This is a genomic window from Sphingomonas sp. IBVSS2 (assembly GCF_002127225.1).
Taxonomy (GTDB): Bacteria; Pseudomonadota; Alphaproteobacteria; order Sphingomonadales; family Sphingomonadaceae; genus Sphingomonas.
In genome coordinates, this window is the sequence record NZ_NFUR01000005.1 from 25,441 (window position 1) to 44,276 (window position 18,836).

23 protein-coding genes are annotated in these 18,836 nt (G+C 68.3%); 12 read left to right on the plus strand and 11 right to left on the minus strand.

The window, feature by feature from the left end; genetic code table 11:
- The first annotated feature begins 37 nt into the window (after positions 1-37).
- Positions 38-871: a LytTR family DNA-binding domain-containing protein gene (locus CAP40_RS15645; protein WP_086130492.1), complete on the plus strand. Its 834-nt coding sequence runs from the start codon at positions 38-40 to the stop codon at positions 869-871.
- Here the strand turns inward: CAP40_RS15645 and CAP40_RS15650 are convergent.
- Positions 764-1,996: an acyltransferase gene (locus CAP40_RS15650; RefSeq protein ID WP_179188265.1), complete on the minus strand. Its 1,233-nt coding sequence runs from the start codon at positions 1,994-1,996 to the stop codon at positions 764-766. The genes CAP40_RS15645 and CAP40_RS15650 overlap by 108 nt on opposite strands.
- Positions 1,997-2,135: 139 nt before the next feature.
- On the opposite strand from CAP40_RS15650, the gene ispG reads away from it, so the two are divergent.
- Genes ispG through CAP40_RS15680 form a run of 6 tightly spaced genes read left to right on the plus strand, consistent with a single transcriptional unit; the run spans position 2,136 to position 5,711 of the window.
- Positions 2,136-3,260 carry a flavodoxin-dependent (E)-4-hydroxy-3-methylbut-2-enyl-diphosphate synthase gene (gene ispG, locus CAP40_RS15655; RefSeq protein WP_086130494.1) on the plus strand — a complete coding sequence of 375 codons (1,125 nt, stop codon included), beginning with the start codon at positions 2,136-2,138 and terminating at the stop codon, positions 3,258-3,260.
- Positions 3,261-3,296: 36 nt separating this feature from the next.
- Entirely contained in the window at positions 3,297-3,542 is a 246-nt protein-coding gene (locus tag CAP40_RS15660; RefSeq protein WP_086130495.1) for an AbrB/MazE/SpoVT family DNA-binding domain-containing protein, read from the plus strand.
- A complete protein-coding gene (locus CAP40_RS15665; RefSeq protein WP_218822163.1) occupies positions 3,542-3,919 on the plus strand; it encodes a type II toxin-antitoxin system VapC family toxin in 378 nt (125 codons plus the stop codon). The genes CAP40_RS15660 and CAP40_RS15665 overlap by 1 nt, the downstream gene beginning before the upstream one ends.
- Positions 3,920-3,921: 2 nt before the next feature.
- Complete coding sequence (locus tag CAP40_RS15670; RefSeq protein WP_086130497.1) at positions 3,922-4,824, plus strand: DMT family transporter; 903 nt, start codon at positions 3,922-3,924, stop codon at positions 4,822-4,824.
- Positions 4,821-5,294, plus strand: coding sequence for a GNAT family N-acetyltransferase (locus tag CAP40_RS15675; protein ID WP_086130498.1), 474 nt, complete (start codon positions 4,821-4,823; stop codon positions 5,292-5,294). The genes CAP40_RS15670 and CAP40_RS15675 overlap by 4 nt, the downstream gene beginning before the upstream one ends.
- 60 nt (positions 5,295-5,354) lie before the next feature.
- A complete protein-coding gene (locus tag CAP40_RS15680; protein WP_086130499.1) occupies positions 5,355-5,711 on the plus strand; it encodes a TfoX/Sxy family protein in 357 nt (118 codons plus the stop codon).
- A gap of 60 nt (positions 5,712-5,771) precedes the next feature.
- Here the strand turns inward: CAP40_RS15680 and CAP40_RS15685 are convergent, their stop codons facing one another.
- The 5 genes from CAP40_RS15685 to CAP40_RS15705 form a co-directional block, all read right to left on the minus strand.
- Positions 5,772-6,323 (minus strand): hypothetical protein, encoded by a 552-nt coding sequence (locus CAP40_RS15685; RefSeq protein WP_144034390.1) that lies wholly within the window; start codon positions 6,321-6,323, stop codon positions 5,772-5,774.
- 204 nt (positions 6,324-6,527) lie between these two features.
- Entirely contained in the window at positions 6,528-7,178 is a 651-nt protein-coding gene (locus tag CAP40_RS15690; RefSeq protein WP_179188267.1) for a DUF1345 domain-containing protein, read from the minus strand.
- A complete protein-coding gene (locus tag CAP40_RS15695; protein ID WP_086130501.1) occupies positions 7,175-7,816 on the minus strand; it encodes a hypothetical protein in 642 nt (213 codons plus the stop codon). The genes CAP40_RS15690 and CAP40_RS15695 overlap by 4 nt, the downstream gene beginning before the upstream one ends.
- Before the next feature lie 29 nt (positions 7,817-7,845).
- Entirely contained in the window at positions 7,846-8,394 is a 549-nt protein-coding gene (gene ppa / locus CAP40_RS15700; RefSeq protein ID WP_086130502.1) for an inorganic diphosphatase, read from the minus strand.
- Between the two features lie 42 nt (positions 8,395-8,436).
- The gene (locus tag CAP40_RS15705; protein WP_086130503.1) at positions 8,437-10,344 is read right to left on the minus strand and encodes a M61 family metallopeptidase; all 1,908 of its coding nucleotides are present in this window, start codon (positions 10,342-10,344) and stop codon (positions 8,437-8,439) included.
- A 138-nt stretch (positions 10,345-10,482) separates the two neighbouring features.
- On the opposite strand from CAP40_RS15705, the gene CAP40_RS15710 reads away from it, so the two are divergent.
- Positions 10,483-11,784 (plus strand): isoprenylcysteine carboxylmethyltransferase family protein, encoded by a 1,302-nt coding sequence (locus CAP40_RS15710; protein WP_144034391.1) that lies wholly within the window; start codon positions 10,483-10,485, stop codon positions 11,782-11,784.
- Positions 11,785-11,880: 96 nt separating this feature from the next.
- On the opposite strand, the gene CAP40_RS15715 is transcribed toward CAP40_RS15710, so the two are convergent.
- Together CAP40_RS15715 and CAP40_RS15725 are read right to left on the minus strand one after the other, a co-directional pair.
- Positions 11,881-12,621, minus strand: coding sequence for a 16S rRNA (uracil(1498)-N(3))-methyltransferase (locus CAP40_RS15715; RefSeq protein ID WP_086130504.1), 741 nt, complete (start codon positions 12,619-12,621; stop codon positions 11,881-11,883).
- Between the two features lie 32 nt (positions 12,622-12,653).
- A complete protein-coding gene (locus CAP40_RS15725; RefSeq protein ID WP_179188269.1) occupies positions 12,654-13,337 on the minus strand; it encodes a hypothetical protein in 684 nt (227 codons plus the stop codon).
- A gap of 113 nt (positions 13,338-13,450) precedes the next feature.
- Between CAP40_RS15725 and ubiA the strand changes: the two genes are divergently transcribed.
- From ubiA to CAP40_RS15740, 3 genes are read left to right on the plus strand one after another with little or no spacing between them, the layout of a single operon-like run.
- On the plus strand, positions 13,451-14,368 hold the full coding sequence (gene ubiA / locus CAP40_RS15730; RefSeq protein WP_086130505.1) for a 4-hydroxybenzoate octaprenyltransferase: 918 nt from the start codon (positions 13,451-13,453) through the stop codon (positions 14,366-14,368).
- A 31-nt stretch (positions 14,369-14,399) separates the two neighbouring features.
- Entirely contained in the window at positions 14,400-15,746 is a 1,347-nt protein-coding gene (locus CAP40_RS15735; protein ID WP_086130506.1) for a TldD/PmbA family protein, read from the plus strand.
- The gene (locus CAP40_RS15740) at positions 15,739-16,521 is read left to right on the plus strand and encodes a 3'(2'),5'-bisphosphate nucleotidase CysQ (protein WP_086130507.1); all 783 of its coding nucleotides are present in this window, start codon (positions 15,739-15,741) and stop codon (positions 16,519-16,521) included. The genes CAP40_RS15735 and CAP40_RS15740 overlap by 8 nt, the downstream gene beginning before the upstream one ends.
- A 15-nt stretch (positions 16,522-16,536) precedes the next feature.
- Here CAP40_RS15740 and CAP40_RS15745 read toward each other — a convergent pair whose 3' ends face one another.
- Positions 16,537-17,370 carry a class I SAM-dependent methyltransferase gene (locus tag CAP40_RS15745; protein WP_086130508.1) on the minus strand — a complete coding sequence of 278 codons (834 nt, stop codon included), beginning with the start codon at positions 17,368-17,370 and terminating at the stop codon, positions 16,537-16,539.
- 87 nt (positions 17,371-17,457) lie between these two features.
- On the opposite strand from CAP40_RS15745, the gene CAP40_RS15750 reads away from it, so the two are divergent.
- Positions 17,458-17,919 (plus strand): Rrf2 family transcriptional regulator, encoded by a 462-nt coding sequence (locus CAP40_RS15750; RefSeq protein ID WP_086130509.1) that lies wholly within the window; start codon positions 17,458-17,460, stop codon positions 17,917-17,919.
- On the opposite strand, the gene CAP40_RS20215 is transcribed toward CAP40_RS15750, so the two are convergent.
- Together CAP40_RS20215 and CAP40_RS15755 are read right to left on the minus strand one after the other, a co-directional pair.
- A complete protein-coding gene (locus CAP40_RS20215; protein ID WP_144034392.1) occupies positions 17,911-18,093 on the minus strand; it encodes a hypothetical protein in 183 nt (60 codons plus the stop codon). The genes CAP40_RS15750 and CAP40_RS20215 overlap by 9 nt on opposite strands.
- A gap of 31 nt (positions 18,094-18,124) precedes the next feature.
- Positions 18,125-18,835: a hypothetical protein gene (locus tag CAP40_RS15755; RefSeq protein ID WP_086130510.1), complete on the minus strand. Its 711-nt coding sequence runs from the start codon at positions 18,833-18,835 to the stop codon at positions 18,125-18,127.
- Position 18,836: the final 1 nt, after the last annotated feature.

An 18,836-nucleotide genomic window follows, 5' to 3' on the forward strand; every position in this document is an offset into this window, starting at 1 on the left:
CCGGTATCGAAGAGGGAGAGGCGGCGGGTCGGCAGGGATGAGCGAAGATAGGGCAGGGACGAGCGGCGGGCAGGGCGGGGCGAGCGGCGAGCGTCGCCGCAAGCGCGCGCTGCTCGCCCTGGCGTTCCTGGGATTCGTGCTGGTCCAGTCCTTTGCGAACGTCGAGAGCTCGCGCGCCGACCTCGCCCGCGCGGGCCTGGTCGAGCGGCCTGCCCATATCTGGCTCTGGGAGCTGAGCAGCGTCGCCATGTGGGTGCTGCTGCTGCCCGCGATCGGCTGGATGGTGGCCAGGGTCCGCCCCCCGCGCGTGGCATGGGGCTGGGCGGTGCTCGCCCATGCCGCGGCGACGGTGCCGCTCTCGGCCCTCCATGTCGCCGGCATGATCGCGATCCGGCTCGGCGTCTATGCGCTGTGGGGCGAGCGCTATCGCTATGGCGGGGCGCTCGATCGGTTCGTGTACGAATATCGCAAGGACGCGGTGGCCTATCTGCTGCTCGCCGCCTTCATGGCGGTGGCGACATGGTGGCTGGCGCGCCGGGAGTCCGTGCCGGCGGCGCGTGCGGAGCAGGTCCTGCTCGTGCCCGACGGCAATGTGACGCACCGAGTGCCGGTCGGCGCGATCGACTGGGCGGCGTCGGCCGGCAATTATGTCGAGATCGCCTGGGGCGGCCGCACCCTGCTGCACCGCTCGACCCTGGCCGCGCTTGCGGAGGAACTGGGGTCCGGCTTCGTCCGCATCCATCGCGGACGGATCGTGCGCGCCTCAGCGGTGCTGCGTGTCGAGACCGATCGCAGCGGCGACTTCACCGTCACTCTCGCCGACGGCACCGCGCTGCGCGGCAGCCGGCGTTTCCGGACGAACCTGGGATAGGCCGATCAGCGGCCGCAGCCAGGCGATGCGCCGGCCGATCAGATAGGTCGCCGCGCACACGGCGCCGGTGCCGCCGAGCAGCAGCGCGAACTCCGCCGGCGCGCTCAGCCCCAGGGGCAGCGAATACCAGGCGATCAGCACGATCGCGGGATGGTGGACGATATAGAAGGGGAACACCGCCTCGGCGAGCGGCTTGCGCAGCCGGTGGTCGTGGTTCCAGCGGGTCTCGGCGATGTGGAACAGCGCGAGGATCATGCCCCAGGCCATGGCGGTGCGCGCGGCCCGGTCGAGCGCCATCACGTCGTGCGGCGGCACGCGCGTGCCGGGCCATAGCAGCTCGACGGTGACGATCACCGCGCCGGCCAGCGCCGCCATCGCCGCGGCGGGCTTCCAGCTGCGCGCCACTGCCGGCCACAGCCGCGGCGCGCCGGCCAGGGCGAAACCGAACAGGAAGATCGGGACATATTGGGCATGGCCGCCCCAGTCGCGCAGCAGCCCCTGGCGCTCGGGCGCGACGAACAGCAGGGCCAGCCGCGCCGTCGCGAGCGCCGCCACCGGCACCCAGAGCAGCCTGTGCCCCACCGCGAGCCAGTCCGCCGCCGCGCCGATCGCGCGCATCGCGCGGTTGCCGCCCAGTGCCAGCACGCCCGCGAGCAGCAGCGTATAGGCAGCGAGATAGGCGACGAACCACAGATGCTCCCAGCTCGGGAATTCGCGGCCCCAGAAGTCGCCCGCGCGCCAATAGTCGAGCGCCCAGAAATGGAGATAGCCGTGCGGATAGCCATTCTCCATCACCCGCACCCACATCTCGAGCGGCACCAGCGCGACCATGCCGAAGGCGAGCGGCACGAGCAGCCGCACCGCGCGCGAACGGGCGAAGTCGCGCGCGCCCGCCGAGCGGTCGAACAGCTTGCGCGAGGCATAGCCCGAGACGGCGAAGAGCAGGGGCAGGCGCCAGGGCGTCAGCAGCGCCATGGGCGGGATCAGCCACCCAAAGGCATAGTTGGTCTTGATCACCCAGTCCCAGGGCGAGAAGGCCATGGCGATGTGATAGAGGATCAGCAGCGCGAAGGCGGCGATGCGCAGCCAGTCCATGCCGTAATGGCGTTGGCTGGTGCGCGGCACGGCAGCGAATTGTGGGTCGTGCTGCAACGCGCGAGAGCCTTGATCCGGGAAACGAGCCGGAGGAATAGCACCGCGCCTATTAGCATCGCGTAAACCGCACCGGGTTGGCGCGGGCGCAGGCCAGGCGTATATGGCGCCCATGTCCGTACGTCCCTGGCGCGATATCGTCCGGCGGCCCAGCCGTCAGATCATGATTGGCAATGTCCCCGTTGGCGGCGATGCGCCGGTGACGGTGCAGACGATGACCAACACCGCAACCTCCGATGCCCGCGCGACCATCGACCAGATCCGCCGCTGCGAGGATGCCGGGGTCGACATCATCCGCGTCTCCTGCCCCGACGTTGAATCGACCGCGGCGCTGAAGCAGATCGTCCGCGCCGCGCGCGTGCCGATCGTCGCGGACATCCATTTCCACTATAAACGTGCCCTGGAAGCCGCCGATGCCGGCGCCGCCTGCCTGCGCATCAACCCGGGCAATATCGGCAGCGCGGACCGGGTGAACGAAGTGGTCAACGCCGCCAAGGCCAATGGCTGCGCGATCCGCATCGGGGTGAACGCGGGTAGCCTCGAGAAGGATCTGCTCGAGAAATATGGCGAGCCCTGTCCCGAGGCGCTGGTCGAATCGGCGCTTGACCATATCAAGCTGCTCCAGGACCGCGACTTCCACGAATTCAAGGTCGCGGTGAAGGCGTCGGACGTGTTCCTCGCCGTCGCCGCCTATCAGCAGCTCGCCGATGCAGTGGATTGCCCGCTGCACCTCGGCATCACCGAAGCCGGCGGCTTTGTCGGCGGCACGGTGAAGAGCGCGATCGGCATCGGCTCGCTGCTCTGGTTCGGCATCGGCGACACGATCCGCGTCAGCCTTTCGGCCGAGCCCGAGGAAGAAGTGCGCGTCGGCTTCGAGATCCTCAAGGCGCTGGGCATTCGCAACCGCGGCGTCCGCGTCGTCAGCTGCCCCAGCTGCGCGCGCCAGGGCTTCGACGTGATCCGCACCGTCCAGGCGCTCGAGGACCGGCTCCAGCACATCCGCACGCCGCTCTCGCTCTCGGTGCTCGGCTGCGTGGTCAACGGCCCGGGCGAGGCGCGCGAGACCGATATCGGCCTTACCGGCGGCGGCAACGGCAAGCACATGGTCTATCTTTCGGGCGTCACCGATCACACGGTGAACGATGCCGACATGCTCGATCACATCGTCAAGCTGGTCGAGGCCAAGGCGGCGGAGATCGAGGCGGCCAGCGAGGCCGCCGCGGTGGCGGCGGAATAGGTCCCATGCTATATGTCAGGTCCTGGAGGGCCTGACATGACCTATCACGCCAAGGTGATCGCCGGCGGCAAGATCGTCATCCCCGCGGAGCTGCGCCGCGCGCTTGGGATCAAGGACGGGGATGTGCTGGTGCTCGATCGCGCCGCCGACGGCTCGCTCGCGATCAGGACGCATATGCAGGTCATCCAGGAGGGGCAGCGGAAGCTCCGCGCGATGATCACGCATCCTTTCACGGTGGATGATTTCATTGCCGACAAGCGTGCCGAGGCCGAACGCGAATAATGTTCGTCCTCGACGCCTCCGTACTTCTCGCCTTGCTGCTCGGGGAAGCGGGCACCCGGCAAGTGGCCGCCGCGGTTCGCGGGGCCGAGATGTCGATCGTCAATCTGTGCGAGGTGATCACCAAATTGGCGGAAGGCGGTGCCGATCCGGACGCAGTATATGGGATCGCGATTTCCTACGGAGTTCGCGTCCAGGCCTTTCGCGAGGCGCATGCGATAGAGGTTGCGAGATTGCGCCCGCTCACCAAACATCTCGGCCTGTCGCTCGGCGATCGGACCTGCCTGGCGCAAGGCAGATTCAGCGCATTGCCGATCCTCACCGCCGACGCCCGAATGGCATCCGCCGATATCGGCCTCGACATCCGCATGATCCGCTGACCATGTCGCGTGCCACTCCGATTCTCGCGGCCCTGCTCGCCGCCTGTGCGGGCATCGCGCTCTATTCGATCATGGACGCGGTGATGAAGGGGCTCAGCCTCGCCATCGGTGCCTATGCCGCGCTGTTCTGGCGGCTCGTCGCCGGCGCCACGATCATGACGCCGCTATTCGCGTTCAGCCGGCCGCGCCTGCCCGCGCGGCGCGTGCTCGCGATCCATGCGATCCGCAGCGCGGTGATGGCGGTGATGGCGATCGCCTTCTTCTGGGGCATTGCCCGCGTGCCGCTGGCGGAGGCGATCGCGCTCACCTTCATCGCGCCGCTGATCGCGCTGGCCCTTGCCGCGATCTTCCTGAAGGAGAAGATCGGCCCGCGCTCGGTCCTCGGCTCGCTGCTCGGGCTGGCGGGCGTCGGCATCATCCTGGCCGGCCAGCTGGGTGCGCCGCATCGGCCCGATTCGGCACTCGGCATGGCGGCGGTGCTCGTCTCCGCGGTGTTCTACGCAGTCAATCTCGTCATCGCGCGCCACCAGGCGCAGCGGGCCGGGCCGATCGAGATCGCCTTCTTCCAGAACTGGTTCATCCTCGCCCTGTTCGTGTTGCCCGCCCCCTGGCTGCTGACGATGCCCGCGGCGGGGCAATGGCCGCTGGTCATACTTTCGGCGGCGCTGGCGATCGCCTCGCTGCTGCTGCTCTCCTGGGCCTATGCGCGCGCCGAGGCGCAAGTGCTGCTGAGCGTCGAATATACCGCCTTCGTCTGGGCGGCGCTGATGGGCTGGCTGTTCTTCAGGGAGCCGCTGACGGTGCTCACGATCGCCGGCACCTTGCTGATCGTCGCGGGATGCTGGATGGCGGCGCGCAGCCGGCCCGGCATCGCCGAGCCCGAAGTGGAGCCCGCATTGTCATGATCGCCATTCGCACCGCTACCCCGGACGACGTCCCGCTGATCCTCGATCTCGTCCGCGAGCTTGCGATCTATGAGCGCGAGCCCGATGCCGTGGTGGCGACCGAGGCGATGCTGCACGACGCGCTGTTCGCGCGCCGCGTCGCCGAGAGCCTGATTGCGGAGCTGGACGGCAGGCCCGTCGGCTTCGCGCTGTTCTTCCACAATTTCTCCACCTGGACGGGCAAGGCCGGCATCTATCTGGAGGATCTGTACGTCACGCCCGATGCGCGCGGCGCGGGGGCGGGCAAGGCATTGCTCCGGCACCTGGCCGGCATCGCGCTGGACCGGGATTGCGGCCGTTTCGAATGGGCCGTGCTCGACTGGAACACCCCCGCGATCGATTTCTACCGGGCGATGGGCGCGCAGGCGATGGAGGAATGGACCGTCCAGCGCGTCACCGGCGATGCGCTCGTGGCGCTGGCCGGGCGCTGAGCATTGCGCGAGAATGGGAATCGGCTCTTCGCAAGAGCGATGCGATAACGGGAGGCTCCGATGGCGGTGGACCAAGGCCTGGTCGAATGGATCAAGGAGGCGATGGAGCCGGTCGGCACCGTCACGTCCAAACGGTTGTTCGGCGGCGCGGCGCTCTATCTGGACGAGTTGGCCTTCGCGATCCTCGCCTTCGATGCGCTATGGTTCAAGGCGGATGCCGAAAGCGCGGCCGAATGGGGCGATGCCGAGCGCTTCTCGGTCACGCGCGAGGACGGCAGGGTCCAGTCGCTCAACTATCGCCGGGCTCCCGACGAGACCTATGACGATGCCGATGCGCTGCGCCGCTGGGCGTTGCTGGCGATCGCGGCCGCCCGGCGCGCGCCGCCGAAAAAACCAAGGGCCCGGAAGCGGACCTAGGCTGGAGGCGCATGTTCTCCACCGTCATCCCCGCCCGTGCGGGGATGACGGGCCGGCCGGCTAAGGCAGCGCGTTCACGTTCGCCGGAGTGCAGGGGTCGAGGAACTTGGGCGCCGGCCCGGGATCGCGTGCCAGCAGTACGCTTTCACCCGAGGCGCTCTTGTAGAGCAGGTTCATCTGGGCCGTCTTGAGTGCCGCGGGGTCGTCGCTCGGCAGGTTGATCACCACGCGCCCCAGCGATCCCGAAGTCGTGCCCTTGGGCACCAGCTTCGGCACGGCGATACCCGTCAGCAGATAGGTGAACGAAGCGCCGGGCGTGCCCGGCACTGTGTTCCCCTTGGAATCGCCATTGGCGAAGAGCTTGGCCGGATCGAAGTTGAAGTCCTTCGCGCCCGAGGCTTTGTTCTCGATCGAGACGATGTCGTAGAACAGGAACATGCCCGAGCCGGCGGACGTGGTCGTGTGCGGCGATCCGGTGGGATTGCTGTCGAACAGATAGCAGTTCGCCGGCTGGCGATAATGCAGGATCACCGTATTCTGGCATCCGGCCAGGAATATGCTTCCGAGAGAGCCGATCAGTATCGTGCGAATATTGGCATGGAGTTGCAGCATCATCTGCCTCCTTCATGGGAAGATGGAAAAGCCGACTCGCGCCCGAAGGGAAGATGTTATCCGCGTTCGCAGTCGTCTTGCGAAGTCGGATAAGGGACCGATTTGGATACTGGACATGGTCGCCAGGCAGGCGGTCGACCCCGAAACTGCTTCCGCCATCCTCGCCTCCGCGGGGGCAACGGACATGATCTCAGATGCTTGTCTCTAGCCCCCGCCCAGCACGTTGATGCTGAAGGCGATGATGCCCAGGTTGAACACGAACGCGGCCAGGCAGTGCGCGGTCACCACGCGCCGGATGCGGCGGCTGGTGATGTTCATGTCGCTGGTCTGAAAGGTCATGCCGAGGCAGAAGGAGAAATAGACAAAGTCCCAGTAATCGGGATCGGGAGTCTCGGGAAAGGTCAGGCCGCCGCTGTCGCCGCCTTCGGCCTTCTCCGAATAGAAGAGATGCGCATAGTGCAGCGCATAGATCATGTTGCTGAAGGTCCAGCAGAGTGCCAGCGTGCCGACGATCAGCGCCAGTGCCCAGTCCCGCGTGCGCTCCTTCTCCATCAGCTCGCTGGCGACGGCCGCCAGGATCACCAGGCTCACCAGGCCGGTGATCACCAGCAGCAGGAAGCGGTTGCCGTCGTTGCGCTTGGCGGATTGGCGCATCCCCTCGGCTTCCTGCCGGAAGAGCGGGGCGATCGCGGCAAGGAAGGTGATCGCGCCGATGTCGAACCCGGTCATCAGCCCGAAGCGCAGGCCGAGCGGCGGAATGGCGAGCCAGCCGGCGACCAGGGTGACCGCGAGGAACAGCAGGAAGCGCGGCGGGGCAACGACGTTGCCGATGCCCCGATGGTGTCGTTTCGTCATGGTCGTCGTACCCAGCGCGGACGGATCGATCCGATGGCGGCCAGCGCGAGCAGCGCCATCCAGGCATAGCGGTGGCCCAGCATCATCGCCGGGTCGTGAGGCGCGCTGAACAGGAACCAGAGCGAAGCCAGGCCACCCCCGGCGAGCGGAAGCGCGGCGACCTTCGCGATCGGCGTTCCGCGCCAGGCGAGCGCCGCGAGCAGCAGCGAACCGATCCCGAGCAGTGCGAATTTGGGGCGCACGGTGAAGAACAATGCGCCGAACAGGTCGGGCGGGCTCTGCCAGTGATGGGCCAGCTGGAAGAGGATCAGCCCCTCGATCTCGTCGAGCAGCGCCCCGGCCAGCAGCACGGCGATCGCGATCCGCGAGAGCCGGCGCGCGTCTCCGCCCAGCGCCCGGGCGCCGAGTGCGAGGAACGCGGCATAGGCGGGGATGAAGGCCAATGCGTCCCACCAGCTCGCGCGAATCTGCGCGGCCTGGAAAGCACCGGAGCAGGAAGGCGGGCCGAACAGTTCGGCCAGCTGGGCGGGGCTTCGCACCAGTTCGAAAGCGATGATCGGCCCCGCGCCATGGGTAGGCCCGCAGGCGGGAACGAGCGGAAAGCCCGTCGACGCCGCGAGCGTCGCCAGCCCGGCCACTGCGCACAGTCGCCAGGCCAGCGCGCCGGTCAGACGGCCTCGGCCTCCTTGGCCTGTTTTGCGGCTTCGATCGCCTCGATCACGATCTTGCGTGCCTCTTCCGCATCGCCCCACTGGCCGATGCGCACCCACTTCTCGGACTCCAGGTCCTTGTAGTGCTTGAAGAAATGCTCGATCTGCTGGAGCACGATCGAGGGCAGGTCCTGCCGCTCGCCGATGTCCGAATAATAGGGGAAGGTGCTGTCCACCGGCACGCAGACGAGCTTCTCGTCGCCGCCGGCCTCGTCCTCGAGCTTGAGCACGCCGATCGGGCGGGCGCGGACGACGCAGCCCGGCACGAAGGGCGAGCGCGCGATGACGAGCGCGTCGAGCGGATCGCCGTCGGGGGAGAGCGTGTGCGGCACGAAGCCGTAATTCGCCGGATAGCGCATCGGCGTGTGCAGGATGCGGTCGACGAACAGCGCGCCGCTCGCCTTGTCGAACTCGTACTTCACCGGCTCGCCGCCGACGGGAACCTCGATGATCACGTTGAGGCTGTTCGGCGGATCATCACCCACCGGAATCAAATCGATACGCACGCTATGCTTTCCTTAAGCTGGGCGGTTGCGCCCCCCAGTCCGTTATTTCGGCTGGAGGAGCTTATCCAGGCCAGCCTCTCCTTCGGTTGTTTTCTCGAGGTGCGGATAGCGCAGGCCGCCATGATAGTCGATGGCCACTTCGCGATAGCGCGTGCCGCGCTTCAGGGTGAGCCGGATCGGGTCCTTCGTGCCCTTCGCCGCCTTCACCGCATCCTTCAGCTTGTCGCCGGTATAGGCCTGGCCGTTCACCGCGACGACTTCGTCGGCAAGGGTGATGCCCGCGTCGAAGGCGGGGCTGCCCCACATCACGCCCGAAATGCCCTTGGGGCCGATCGCCAGGCCCAGCGAGAAGGAGAGGTCGGTGGCGGTCTTCGGCGTCGCCTTGTTGGGATGCTCGGTATAGACCAGCTTGTAGCCGTTGCGCTCGAAGCCCTTCAGCGGCGCCCGCTCGGAAACCTGGTTCACCCGCTCGTCGAGGAATTTCTTCCAGTCCCAGGGCACGACCTGGTTGAGGGTCGCGGCCACGTCGTCGAAAGTGTAGGTCAGCTCGCCATAGTCGCCGTCGCGGCCGCCGAAGAAGATGCGGGCGAAATCGTCGATAGACTTGGTGCCGCCGGATTTCTCGCGGAGGATGGAATCGGCTTCCATCCAGACCAGCAGGCCCTCGTTGTAATAATCCTCGCTGCGCTGCCAGCTCACCCAGCCCTTCGGCGCACGCGGGCTGATGACGGGGTCGTTGGTGGTATCGACCAGCGGGCGCCAGGTGCGGCCCTGGCGATTGTCGAGCGTGGCGGCGATATTGGCATAGGCGTCGAGCGTGTCGGCCTTGCTCACCAGCCCGGAGCGCGCCTGGAAGACATAGCCCCAGAACTGGGTCTGCCCCTCATAGACCCACAGCAGCGAGCCGCGCATCGGCACGCGATAATCGGGGGTCCACAAGTCGGCGCCGCGGCGGAACTTGCCGTCCCAGCTATGGGTGTATTCGTGCGGCAGCAGGTTGCGGCTGGTCGCCTTCTCGTCCCACTTGGTGAAGAAGCCCAGGCCGGTGCCGTTTTCCGAGCTGCGGTGATGCTCCACGCCGATCCCGCCCAGCTCGTCGCTGATCGAGAACAGGAAGCGGTAATGGTCGTAATGCTCGACCCCGAAGGTCTTCACGGCCTGGTCGACCAGGTTCTTGAGCTTGTCGACCTGCTCGGGCGTGGCGGCCAGTTCCTCGGCCGTGTCGGCATAGGTCTCTACCGAGACGCGGTCGGTGAGCTTGAGCTGGCGGTAATAGCGGCCGGCGAGCACCGGCGAATCCATCAGCACGTCGTAATTGGTCTTGTCATAGGTGTAGACGTTGCCGCTCACCTTGGCGTCCACCGCCGAGCTGGCGGTCCAGCCCTCGGGGTAGGTCACCTTGGCCTGGATGGGCACGCGGCGGACGAAATAGCCGGCCGGATAGAGGCTGAGCGAGAAGAACTGCAGGCTCATCAGGTTGGGCGTCATCACGATGCGGCCCTGGTCCGCCACGGTGGCCGAGACGAAGTTGAAGCTCAGATCCAGCTTCTTCACGCCCGCCGGCACGTCGACATGGAAGGCGAACACGTCGACGGGATCGCGCTTCCACGGGATCACCTTGCCGTTGCCGCGGATCACCAGGCCGCCCAGCTTCTCGATCTCGCCGCGCGGGCCGTGCTTGCCGGGGATCCATTTCGGATAGAGCAGCACCATGTGCCCGCTCCTGGCGACGGGGATCGTCTCCTTCACGTTGAAGATGCCGCGCGCCACGTCGGTCGCGTCGATATCGAGCGTCAGCGTGCCCGGATAGGGGATGTCGCGCGCATCGGGGATGGTGCTGGGATAGGGTGCGGTCTGCGCCGGCGCCGAATTCTGGGCCGCCGCGTTCTGGGCAAGGGCGGGGGCGGAGACGGAAGCGAGCAGGGCGGCTGCGGCGAGCGCACGGATCATCGGTGGAGCGACCTCATTTGGCTTGATCTGCAGGTCATAGGACCGGCCGGGCGGACAATGCAATTCTCCCTCTCCCCGCCAGCGGGGCGGAGGGAGTGCTAACGGGACGCTAACCATTGCGCGCTAGCTGTTTCCGCCATGTATCACGATCCCCAGCTGGCGGCCGAGGCCAAGGCCGATCCGCGTCCCCGCTCGGCGGTGAGCACCGGAGTCGGCATGGCCGGGCTTGCCGGCATGGCGCTGTGGACCGCGATCGCCACTCTCTACCGGCTCGACGGGCCCTATAGCGCGCTGGTCAACGTCGTTGCCTGCGCAGCGCCGATGGTGCTCTGGTCGGTGCTGGTCGACAGGGTGCATCTGAACCCCTCGACCGGCATCGACTGGTCCTCGAAGCGCACGCTCAAGGACACGCTCGACGTCTCGGTCACCAAGCTCACCGGCCTGTGGCTCACCTGGGGCGGGATCGCGCTGATCTATGCCACCTTCCCCTTCTGGTGGAACGGGGGTTCCGCCAATTTCGCCTGGTCGATCTGGTGCATCGAGATGGCGGCGCCGGCGCTGTTCCTGCTCTCCATCCCCTATGTCCTGTGGCTCGACCGCAAGCTGGTGCAGCCGCGGGACGGCGCCTGGCATCTCGGCGCATGGCTGATGGGGCTGAAGGAACCGATCGACCACGGCGCCATCCACAACCATCTGCGCAGCTGGGCGGTGAAGGGCTTCTTCCTGGCCTTCATGCTCTCGATCGTGCCGCCCAATTTCGCCGATTTCGTCGGCTGGAACTTCGATCGCATGTTCGAGAGCCCGGCAGTGATCGCGAACTACTGCATCGCCTTCATGTTCGTGATCGACGTCGCCTTCGCCACCGCCGGCTACATCCTGACGATGCGGCCGCTCGATTCGCACATCCGGACCGCCACGCCCCTCGCGGCGGGCTGGACCGCGGCGCTGATCTGCTATCCGCCCTTCGTGCTGATGAACGAGGGCGGCGTGCTCGACTATCACCAGGGCAGCGCCGACTGGACCTGGTGGTTCGCCGGCCATCCCTGGATCCTGGGCGGCCTCGGCGCGGTGCTGGTGGTGCTGACCGGCATCTATGCCTGGGCGACGATCGCCTTCGGCCTGCGCTTCTCGAACCTGACGCATCGCGGCATCCTGACCCATGGGCCCTATGCCTGGAGCCGCCATCCCGCCTATCTCTCCAAGAACCTGTTCTGGTGGCTCTCCGGCCTGCCTTTCCTCGCCACCACCGGCTGGGCGGAGGGGCTGCGCAACGCCGCGATCATGGCAGTGGTGAGCGGCATCTATTACTGGCGCGCCCGCACCGAGGAGCAGCATCTGGGCTCGGATCCGGCCTATCAGGAATATAGCGCCTGGATGGCCCGCAACGCGCCCGTGCCCCGGTTCTTCGCATGGGCAGGGGGCAAGCTGCGCACGACCTGAGCCGGTATCGTCTCCCGACGCAAAGCCGGAATCTCGTGCCGTATCGCGTCTCCGCCCGAGATCCGGGCTTTCGCCGGAATGACGGATTGGGGAAGCTCACCAGTCTCCGGCGGCTGCCATCCAAAGGGCAACCGCGGCAGCGGCCGCCGTCTCGGCGCGCAGGATCCGCGGCCCAAGCGAAATCCCGACGGCCCGGGGATGTGCCTTGATCGCCGCGCGCTCGGCATCGTCGAACCCGCCCTCGGGCCCGACCAGGATCGCCGCGGGTCCCGGATGCGCGCGCATCGCTTCGATCGCCGGCACGCCGCCCGCTTCGTCCGCGAAGAACAGCGTGCGCTCCTCGGGCCAGTCGCGGAGCAACGCCGGCAGCTTCACCATCTCGTCGAGCGCCGGCAGCGCGGTGCGGCCGCATTGCTCGGCTGCTTCGATCATGTGCGCGCGCAGCCGCTCGAGATTTAGCTTGTCGACCACGCTGCGCCGGGTCAGCACTGGCACCAGCCGGTCGACGCCCAGCTCGCAGGCCTTCTCCGCGATCCAGTCGATCCGCCCCTTCTTGATCGGCGCGGCGCACAGCCACAGATCGGGCACCGCCTCGCGCTCGCGCAGCCGGTCGGTGATCTCCAGGATCAGGTCGCGCTTGCCGATCTGCCGCGCCACTCCGGCCCATTCGCCGGTGCGATCGTCGAACAGCTTGATCGCCTCGCCGAGCTTTATCCGCATCACCGAGATCAGATAATGGGCCTGCGCCCCGTCGATGCGAATCTCGCCGGGCGAGAGTTCGGCCTCGACGAACAGACGCGGTGCGGATTGGGGCGGCCAGGCGGGCGTAGCGGGCATGGGCCCGCTCTAGCGCCCCTGCCGGGCCCGCGTCACTCCCCCAGGCCGCCCGGGTTCATGCCGCCCATGCCGCCGCCGCCGAAGCCGCCGCCTCCACCGCGCCGGCCGCCGCCATGCCTGCCCATGCCGCCTCGGCCACCGCCTTGCCTGCCTTGCCTGAAGCTGGGCGGGGAGAGCTTGGGCAGTTCGGATTTCTCCAGCTTGCCATCGCCATTCTTGTCGAGCATCGCGAAGCGCTTGTCGGCGGCGATGCGGAATTCGCGCGCATCCACCCCGCGATCGAAATTGGTGTCGGCGACGATCACCGGCTCGGGATAGTTGAAATAGCCGAAGCGTGCCGCGCCCTGCGGCACATAGACGGGCCTCTTCGCCGGTGCGTCCGAATCGCCGGTGCTGGGTGGCGCTTCCTCGGGCCCGGCATTGCCGACGCTGATCATCGGCGCGATCTGCGTCTCGTATATCTCGATCTCGTCCGGATCGATCTCGCCGTCCTTGTTCTTGTCGAGAATCGCGAAGAAGCGCGCCGCGTCGGCTTCCATCTCCTCCACGGTGAGCACGCCGTCATGGTTGGTGTCGGCCTGGTCGAACCAGATATTGGGCGCGTCATGCCCGCGGAACGGCTCGCCCATCGGGCTGATGAAGAAACTGGGCGGATCGTCGGCCAGGGCAGGCGTGGCGACCGTGGCGAGCGTCAGGCTGGCGAGGAGGAGGCGCATCGGATGTTTCCAGGGTGAAATGGTCTCAGCCTGCCCCTGTACTCCGATTGTCGCGAAATTATGCCAGATTGTTGCGGGCTTGATCTTTGCGGCGCCTGCGCGGAGGACGGGCCATGGCCGAGGCGCAGCAGCAGATCGTTCCCGATACCGAGCATCGCGGGCTGGTGGGCCTGCTTCCCGCCGGCTGGCGGCCCTATGCGCTGCTCGCCCGCTTCGACCGGCCGATCGGCTGGTGGCTGCTCTTCTGGCCCGGCGCCTGGGCCGTCGCGCTGTCGGGCGGCGCGGTCCGGCAATGGGCGCTGGTCCTCTGGCTGCTGCTCGGCAGCATCGCGATGCGCGGCGCCGGCTGCGTCTACAACGACATCGTCGACCGCGACCTGGACCGGCAGGTGGCGCGGACCCGCAGCCGCCCGGTGGCGAGCGGTGCGGTGTCGGTGAAGGCGGCCGCGGCATGGCTTGCCATGCTCTGCCTGGTCGGGCTGGTCGTCTGGTTCCAGCTCCACTGGCCCGCCCGCCTGGTCGCGCTCGCCAGCATCGCGCCGGTCGCCGCCTATCCCTTCATGAAGCGGATCACCTGGTGGCCCCAGGCCTGGCTCGGCCTGGTCTTCTCCTGGGCCGCGCTGGTCGGCTGGGTGGAGATCGGCAGCCAGCCGCTGCTGCCGCTCGCGCTGCTCTATGCCGGCTGCATCGCCTGGGTGATCGGCTATGACACGATCTATGCGGTGCAGGACATCGAGGACGATGCGCTGGTCGGCGTGCGTTCGTCGGCGCGCGCGATGGGCAGCCATGTCCGCGGCGGCGTTGCGCTCTTCTACCTTGCCGCGCTCTGCTGCTGGGGCGCGGCGATTTGGCAGCTTCGGCCCGATCCGCTCGCGCTGGCCGCGCTGCTGCCCATGGCGCTGCACCTGGCCTGGCAGGTCGCCACGCTCGACCCGGGGGACGGCGCCAACGCGCTCGCCCGCTTCCGCGCGAACCGCAATGCGGGCCTGCTGATGTTCGCCGCCTGCCTCGTCGTGGGCCAGACGCTTTGACGTTGCGCCCGCGCATACCTAAGTCGGCGCGATGCTGACCATATCCGAAGCCTGTGAACGCGCCGCCGATGCCGTTGCCCGGGCGCGCGCCGCGGGCGCCGACGCCGCCGATGCCGTGTTCGCCGCCGACAGTTCGCAATCGGTCTCGGTGCGCATGGGCGCGCTCGAGGACGTCGAGCGCTCGGAGAGCGAGGAGCTCGGCCTGCGCGTCTTCATCGGGCATCGTTCGGCCAGTGTCTCAACTTCCGATCTCAGCCCCGCCGCGATGGACATGCTCGTCGAGCGTGTCGTCGCCATGGCCCGCGAGGCGCCCGAGGACAAATGGGCCGGCCTGGCGCCCGAGGACCGGCTGCTCCACGGCAGCCCGCCGCTGCTCGATCTCGACGACGGCGCCCGCGTCGATCCGCCCAGCCTCAGGGAGCGCGCGCGCCGGGCCGAGGAGGCGGCGCGTGGCGTGCCGGGCGTCACCAACAGCGAGGGCGCCAGCGCGGGCGCCTCGCGCGCGGTGATGACGCTTGCCACCAGCCATGGCTTCACCGGCGGCTATGCCCAGACCAGCCATGGCCTGTCGGCCAGCGTGCTCGCTGGCGCGGGCGGCGGCATGGAGCGCGACTATGCGCATCATTCCGCCCGCCACGCCGCGCTGCTCGAGGCGCCGGAGGCGATCGGCCGGCTGGCCGGCGAGCGCGCGGTCGCCCGGCTCGATCCGGCCAGGATTCCCAGCGGCACGATGCCCGTGGTGTTCGATCGCCGCGTCTCGGCGGGGCTGATCGGCCATTTCCTCGGTGCGATCGGCGGCGCGGCGATCACGCGCAAGACCAGCTTCCTGCTCGACCGGCTCGGCCAGCAGGTCTTCGCCCGGGGCGTGACGATCTGCGACGATCCCCATCGCCCGCGCGGCCTGCGCTCGCGCCCGTTCGACGGCGAGGGTCTGCCCGTCCAGCCGGTCAAGCTGGTCGATGCCGGCATGCTGGAGACCTGGCTGCTCGACAGCGCTTCGGCCCGCCAGCTGGGCCTGGAGCCGACCGGCCATGCCGCGCGCGGCATCGGCGGCGCACCGGGCGTCGCGCCTTCCAACCTCTATATGGAGGCCGGCCATATCCCGGCCGAAACGCTGGTCGGCGAGATCGACCATGGCATCCTCGTCACCGAACTGATCGGCCAGGGCGTCAACGGCGTGACCGGCGACTATAGCCGCGGCGCTGCCGGCTTCCTGATCGAGAAGGGCGAGATCACCCGCCCCGTCTCGGAGATCACCATCGCGGGCAATCTGAAGGACATGTTCCTTGCGCTCACCCCGGCCAGCGACCTCGAGTTCCGCTACGGGATCAACGCGCCGACCCTTCGCATCGACGGGATGACCATCGCCGGTGCCTGAGGCCGGCCTCGCCTCCCAAGTCGCGGAGATCGCCGCCGAGGCGGGCCGCCTCGCCATGGCGCGCTGGGAGACGGAGTTCCGGCGCTGGGAAAAAGTGCCCGGCAGCCCGGTCTGCGAGGTCGACCTGGAAGTCGACGCGCTGCTGCGCCAGCGGCTGGGGCTGCTGCTGCCCGATGCCGGCTGGCTTTCCGAGGAGACGGCGGACGATCGCGCCCGCCTCTCGGCCCGCCGCGTCTGGGTGGTCGATCCGATCGACGGCACCCGCGACTATCTGCGCCACCGTCCGGGCTGGGCCGTCTCGGTCGCGCTGGTGGAGGACGGGGCGCCGGTGATCGGCGTGCTCGACGCGCCGGCGCGGGGCGAACGCTGGACCGCGGAAGCCGGCAAGGGGGCATGGCGTGGCGGCGAACGTCTCCATGTCGCCGCGCGCGACAGGCTGGCCGGCGCGCGCGTCCCCGCCGATCAGCTGCCCAGGGTCGATGGCGACCTGGTCATGGTGGCCAAGCCCAATTCGATCGCGCTGCGCATCGCGATGGTCGCGGCGGGCGAAGCCGATCTGCTCGCGACGATTCGCTGGGGCAATGAATGGGACGTCGCGGCCGCCGTTCTCATCGCGCGCGAGGCGGGGGCGGCGATCACCGATGCGCTGGGCCGCCCGCTTGCCTTCAACACGCCCAGCGGCCAGGCCTTCGGCGTGCTCGCCAGCGCGCCGGGCATCCATGCCGCCGCGGTGGAGCGGCTCGCCGATCGAGCGCGGGACCTGCTGGGGAACTGACCGTCCGCATTGCTCTCATTTGATGGAGCGTGGGAGCCCCCGGGCCTGGCGTTCCGCCACTGCGATCAGCGCGGTCGAGGGGATGGGCAGGATCGTGCGCCCGCCCGCCATCCGGCGCACTTCGGCGACCACTTCCGCCTGCTGGACATCATCGAGCGCCGCCCAGTCCGGGCTCATCCCGAACAGCTTCTCCGGCGTATCGAGCTGGCCGATGTCGAGCGCGAAGTCGTGCGTCACGCTGTCGATCCGCGGCGCGCCGAACCCGGCATCGACCATCGCCGCCGACAGCCATTCGGGATCGCCCAGCGCCACTGCGCCTTCGGGCAGCCTGGTCTTGCCGTCGAGCTTCGGGAACAGGCGCCGGCGGATCTGCGAGAGCAGCAGGAAAGTCGCCGCGCCTTCGCTGCGCCAGGTGGCGAGCACGCCCAGGCCGCCGGGCCGGGTCACCCGCGCCATCTCGGCCAGCCCCTTGCGCCAGTCGGGGAACATGATGACGCCGAATATCGAGAAGCTCGCGTCGAACTCCGAGTCGGGCAGGTCGAGCGCCTGACCGTCCATCACCTCCGCATCGACATTGGGCAGCCTCGCGGCGGCGATCCGCGCGACCATGCCGGGCGAGAAATCGGTGGCGAGGACATAGGCTCCGCTCCGCGCCGCTGCGAGCGTCAGCGCGCCGGTGCCCGCCGCCACGTCGAGCACGCGCATGTCCGGCGTCAGCGTCACGCGCGCCAGTGCCTCCTCGGCGAAACGTGAGGTGAAGGGGTGGGCGGTGCGCTCGTAATGGGTGGCGGTCTCGTCCCAATGCGCGGGGTTCTCATGCTTCTTCGTCAGCTGTGCATTCTCGGGCATTGGCCATCCTTCGCGAATCATGTAACATCATAAGTATCGAGAAATCGCCTGCTTGCCAATCCGGTTTGCCGGCCCGAGGAACGTTCGATGCGAAAGGACAGCCGCCTCTCCCGGATGCTCCATGTGCTGCTCCACATGGCGCGGCATGACGGGCCGATGACGTCGGAGCACATCGCGCGCATGCTCCAGACCAATCCGGTGGTGGTGCGCCGGACGATGGCCGGGCTGCGCGACGCCGGCTATGTCCGCTCGGAGAGAGGCCATGGCGGCGGCTGGGCGATCGCCGCCGATCTGGAGCGGGTCTCGCTGCTCGACGTGCACCGCGCGGTGGGCGGCCCTACCTTGTTCGCGATCGGCGCCGAGCAGGACAGTCCGGCCTGCGCGGTGGAGCAGGCAGTCAATGCGGCGCTGGAGGACGCGCTGCGCGAGGCGGAGGCGCTGTTGGTCGCGCGGCTCGGCGCGGTAAGCCTGGCCGAGTTGGCCCGCAGCTTCGATGCGCGCTGCGTGGCGGGGCGGCTGGTCGCATCCGGTGAAAGGCGTTCAGGCTAGTGGTAATATAGCGACATCAAAACAGCGGTGAACGCTACTGCCAGGCACGATATGGGTCCGGCAAGCGATACGATGCCCCAAATGCCGGCAGCCCTGTTCGCACTCCTGAAGTCGGCGACCATAATAGGTGGCGGTGACCACCAGCAGCGCCAAAGGGATCAGCAGCAATTCCATCACGTGGATCCCGGCGCCGGGCCGAGCGCCATCAGCCCTCGTCGCCTTGATATTTGATCTGCAGGAACCGCCCCCGCGTCGCCAGGGCGTCCAGATCGCCCTGGGCCAGCTGCGAGGTCATCTCGGCAATCTCGTCGTCGATCAGCTGCAGGCCCTGGGCCAGCTGTTGGTCCGGCGTCAGGCCGTTGCGCTCCACCCGGCGCAGCGGCTCGGGCACGCGCTGATAGCCCTTGACCAACTCGGGCAGCTGCTCGCCGACCAGCTTGCGCACTTCCACCGCCGCCGGGCTGTGCTCGTCGAGCGCGGCGAGCTGGGGCGTCAGCGTCTCCAGCTTCACGCCGATCGAATCGACCAGCCCGCGCACCGGCGAGGGCAGGGCCGGGCGCTGCGTCTCGAGCCAGCGCTCGGTGCTGCGCGGCAGCGCCTTGAGCGGGATCTCGGCCAGCTTCTCGACATTCACCGGCGCACTCGCGGGCATTACCGCGAAGAGCAGGGTGGCCGCGACCAGCAGCAGCGCCACCAGCATCGCGCCCATCATGCCGAGCGGCGCCACCGCCAGCCCGAAGATGATCGCGCCCGCCAGGATCAGCCCGTCCGCCGCCGCGATCCGCCCGATCCGGCGAACCACTTCGGTTTCCCGGTGCTGGCGGTTGCGGCCGGACACGGCGAGGTCGGTGCGGGCGCGCACGCGATCGAGCGTGCCTCCGATCCGGTTCAGTTCGCGATCGACATCGGTGGGCACG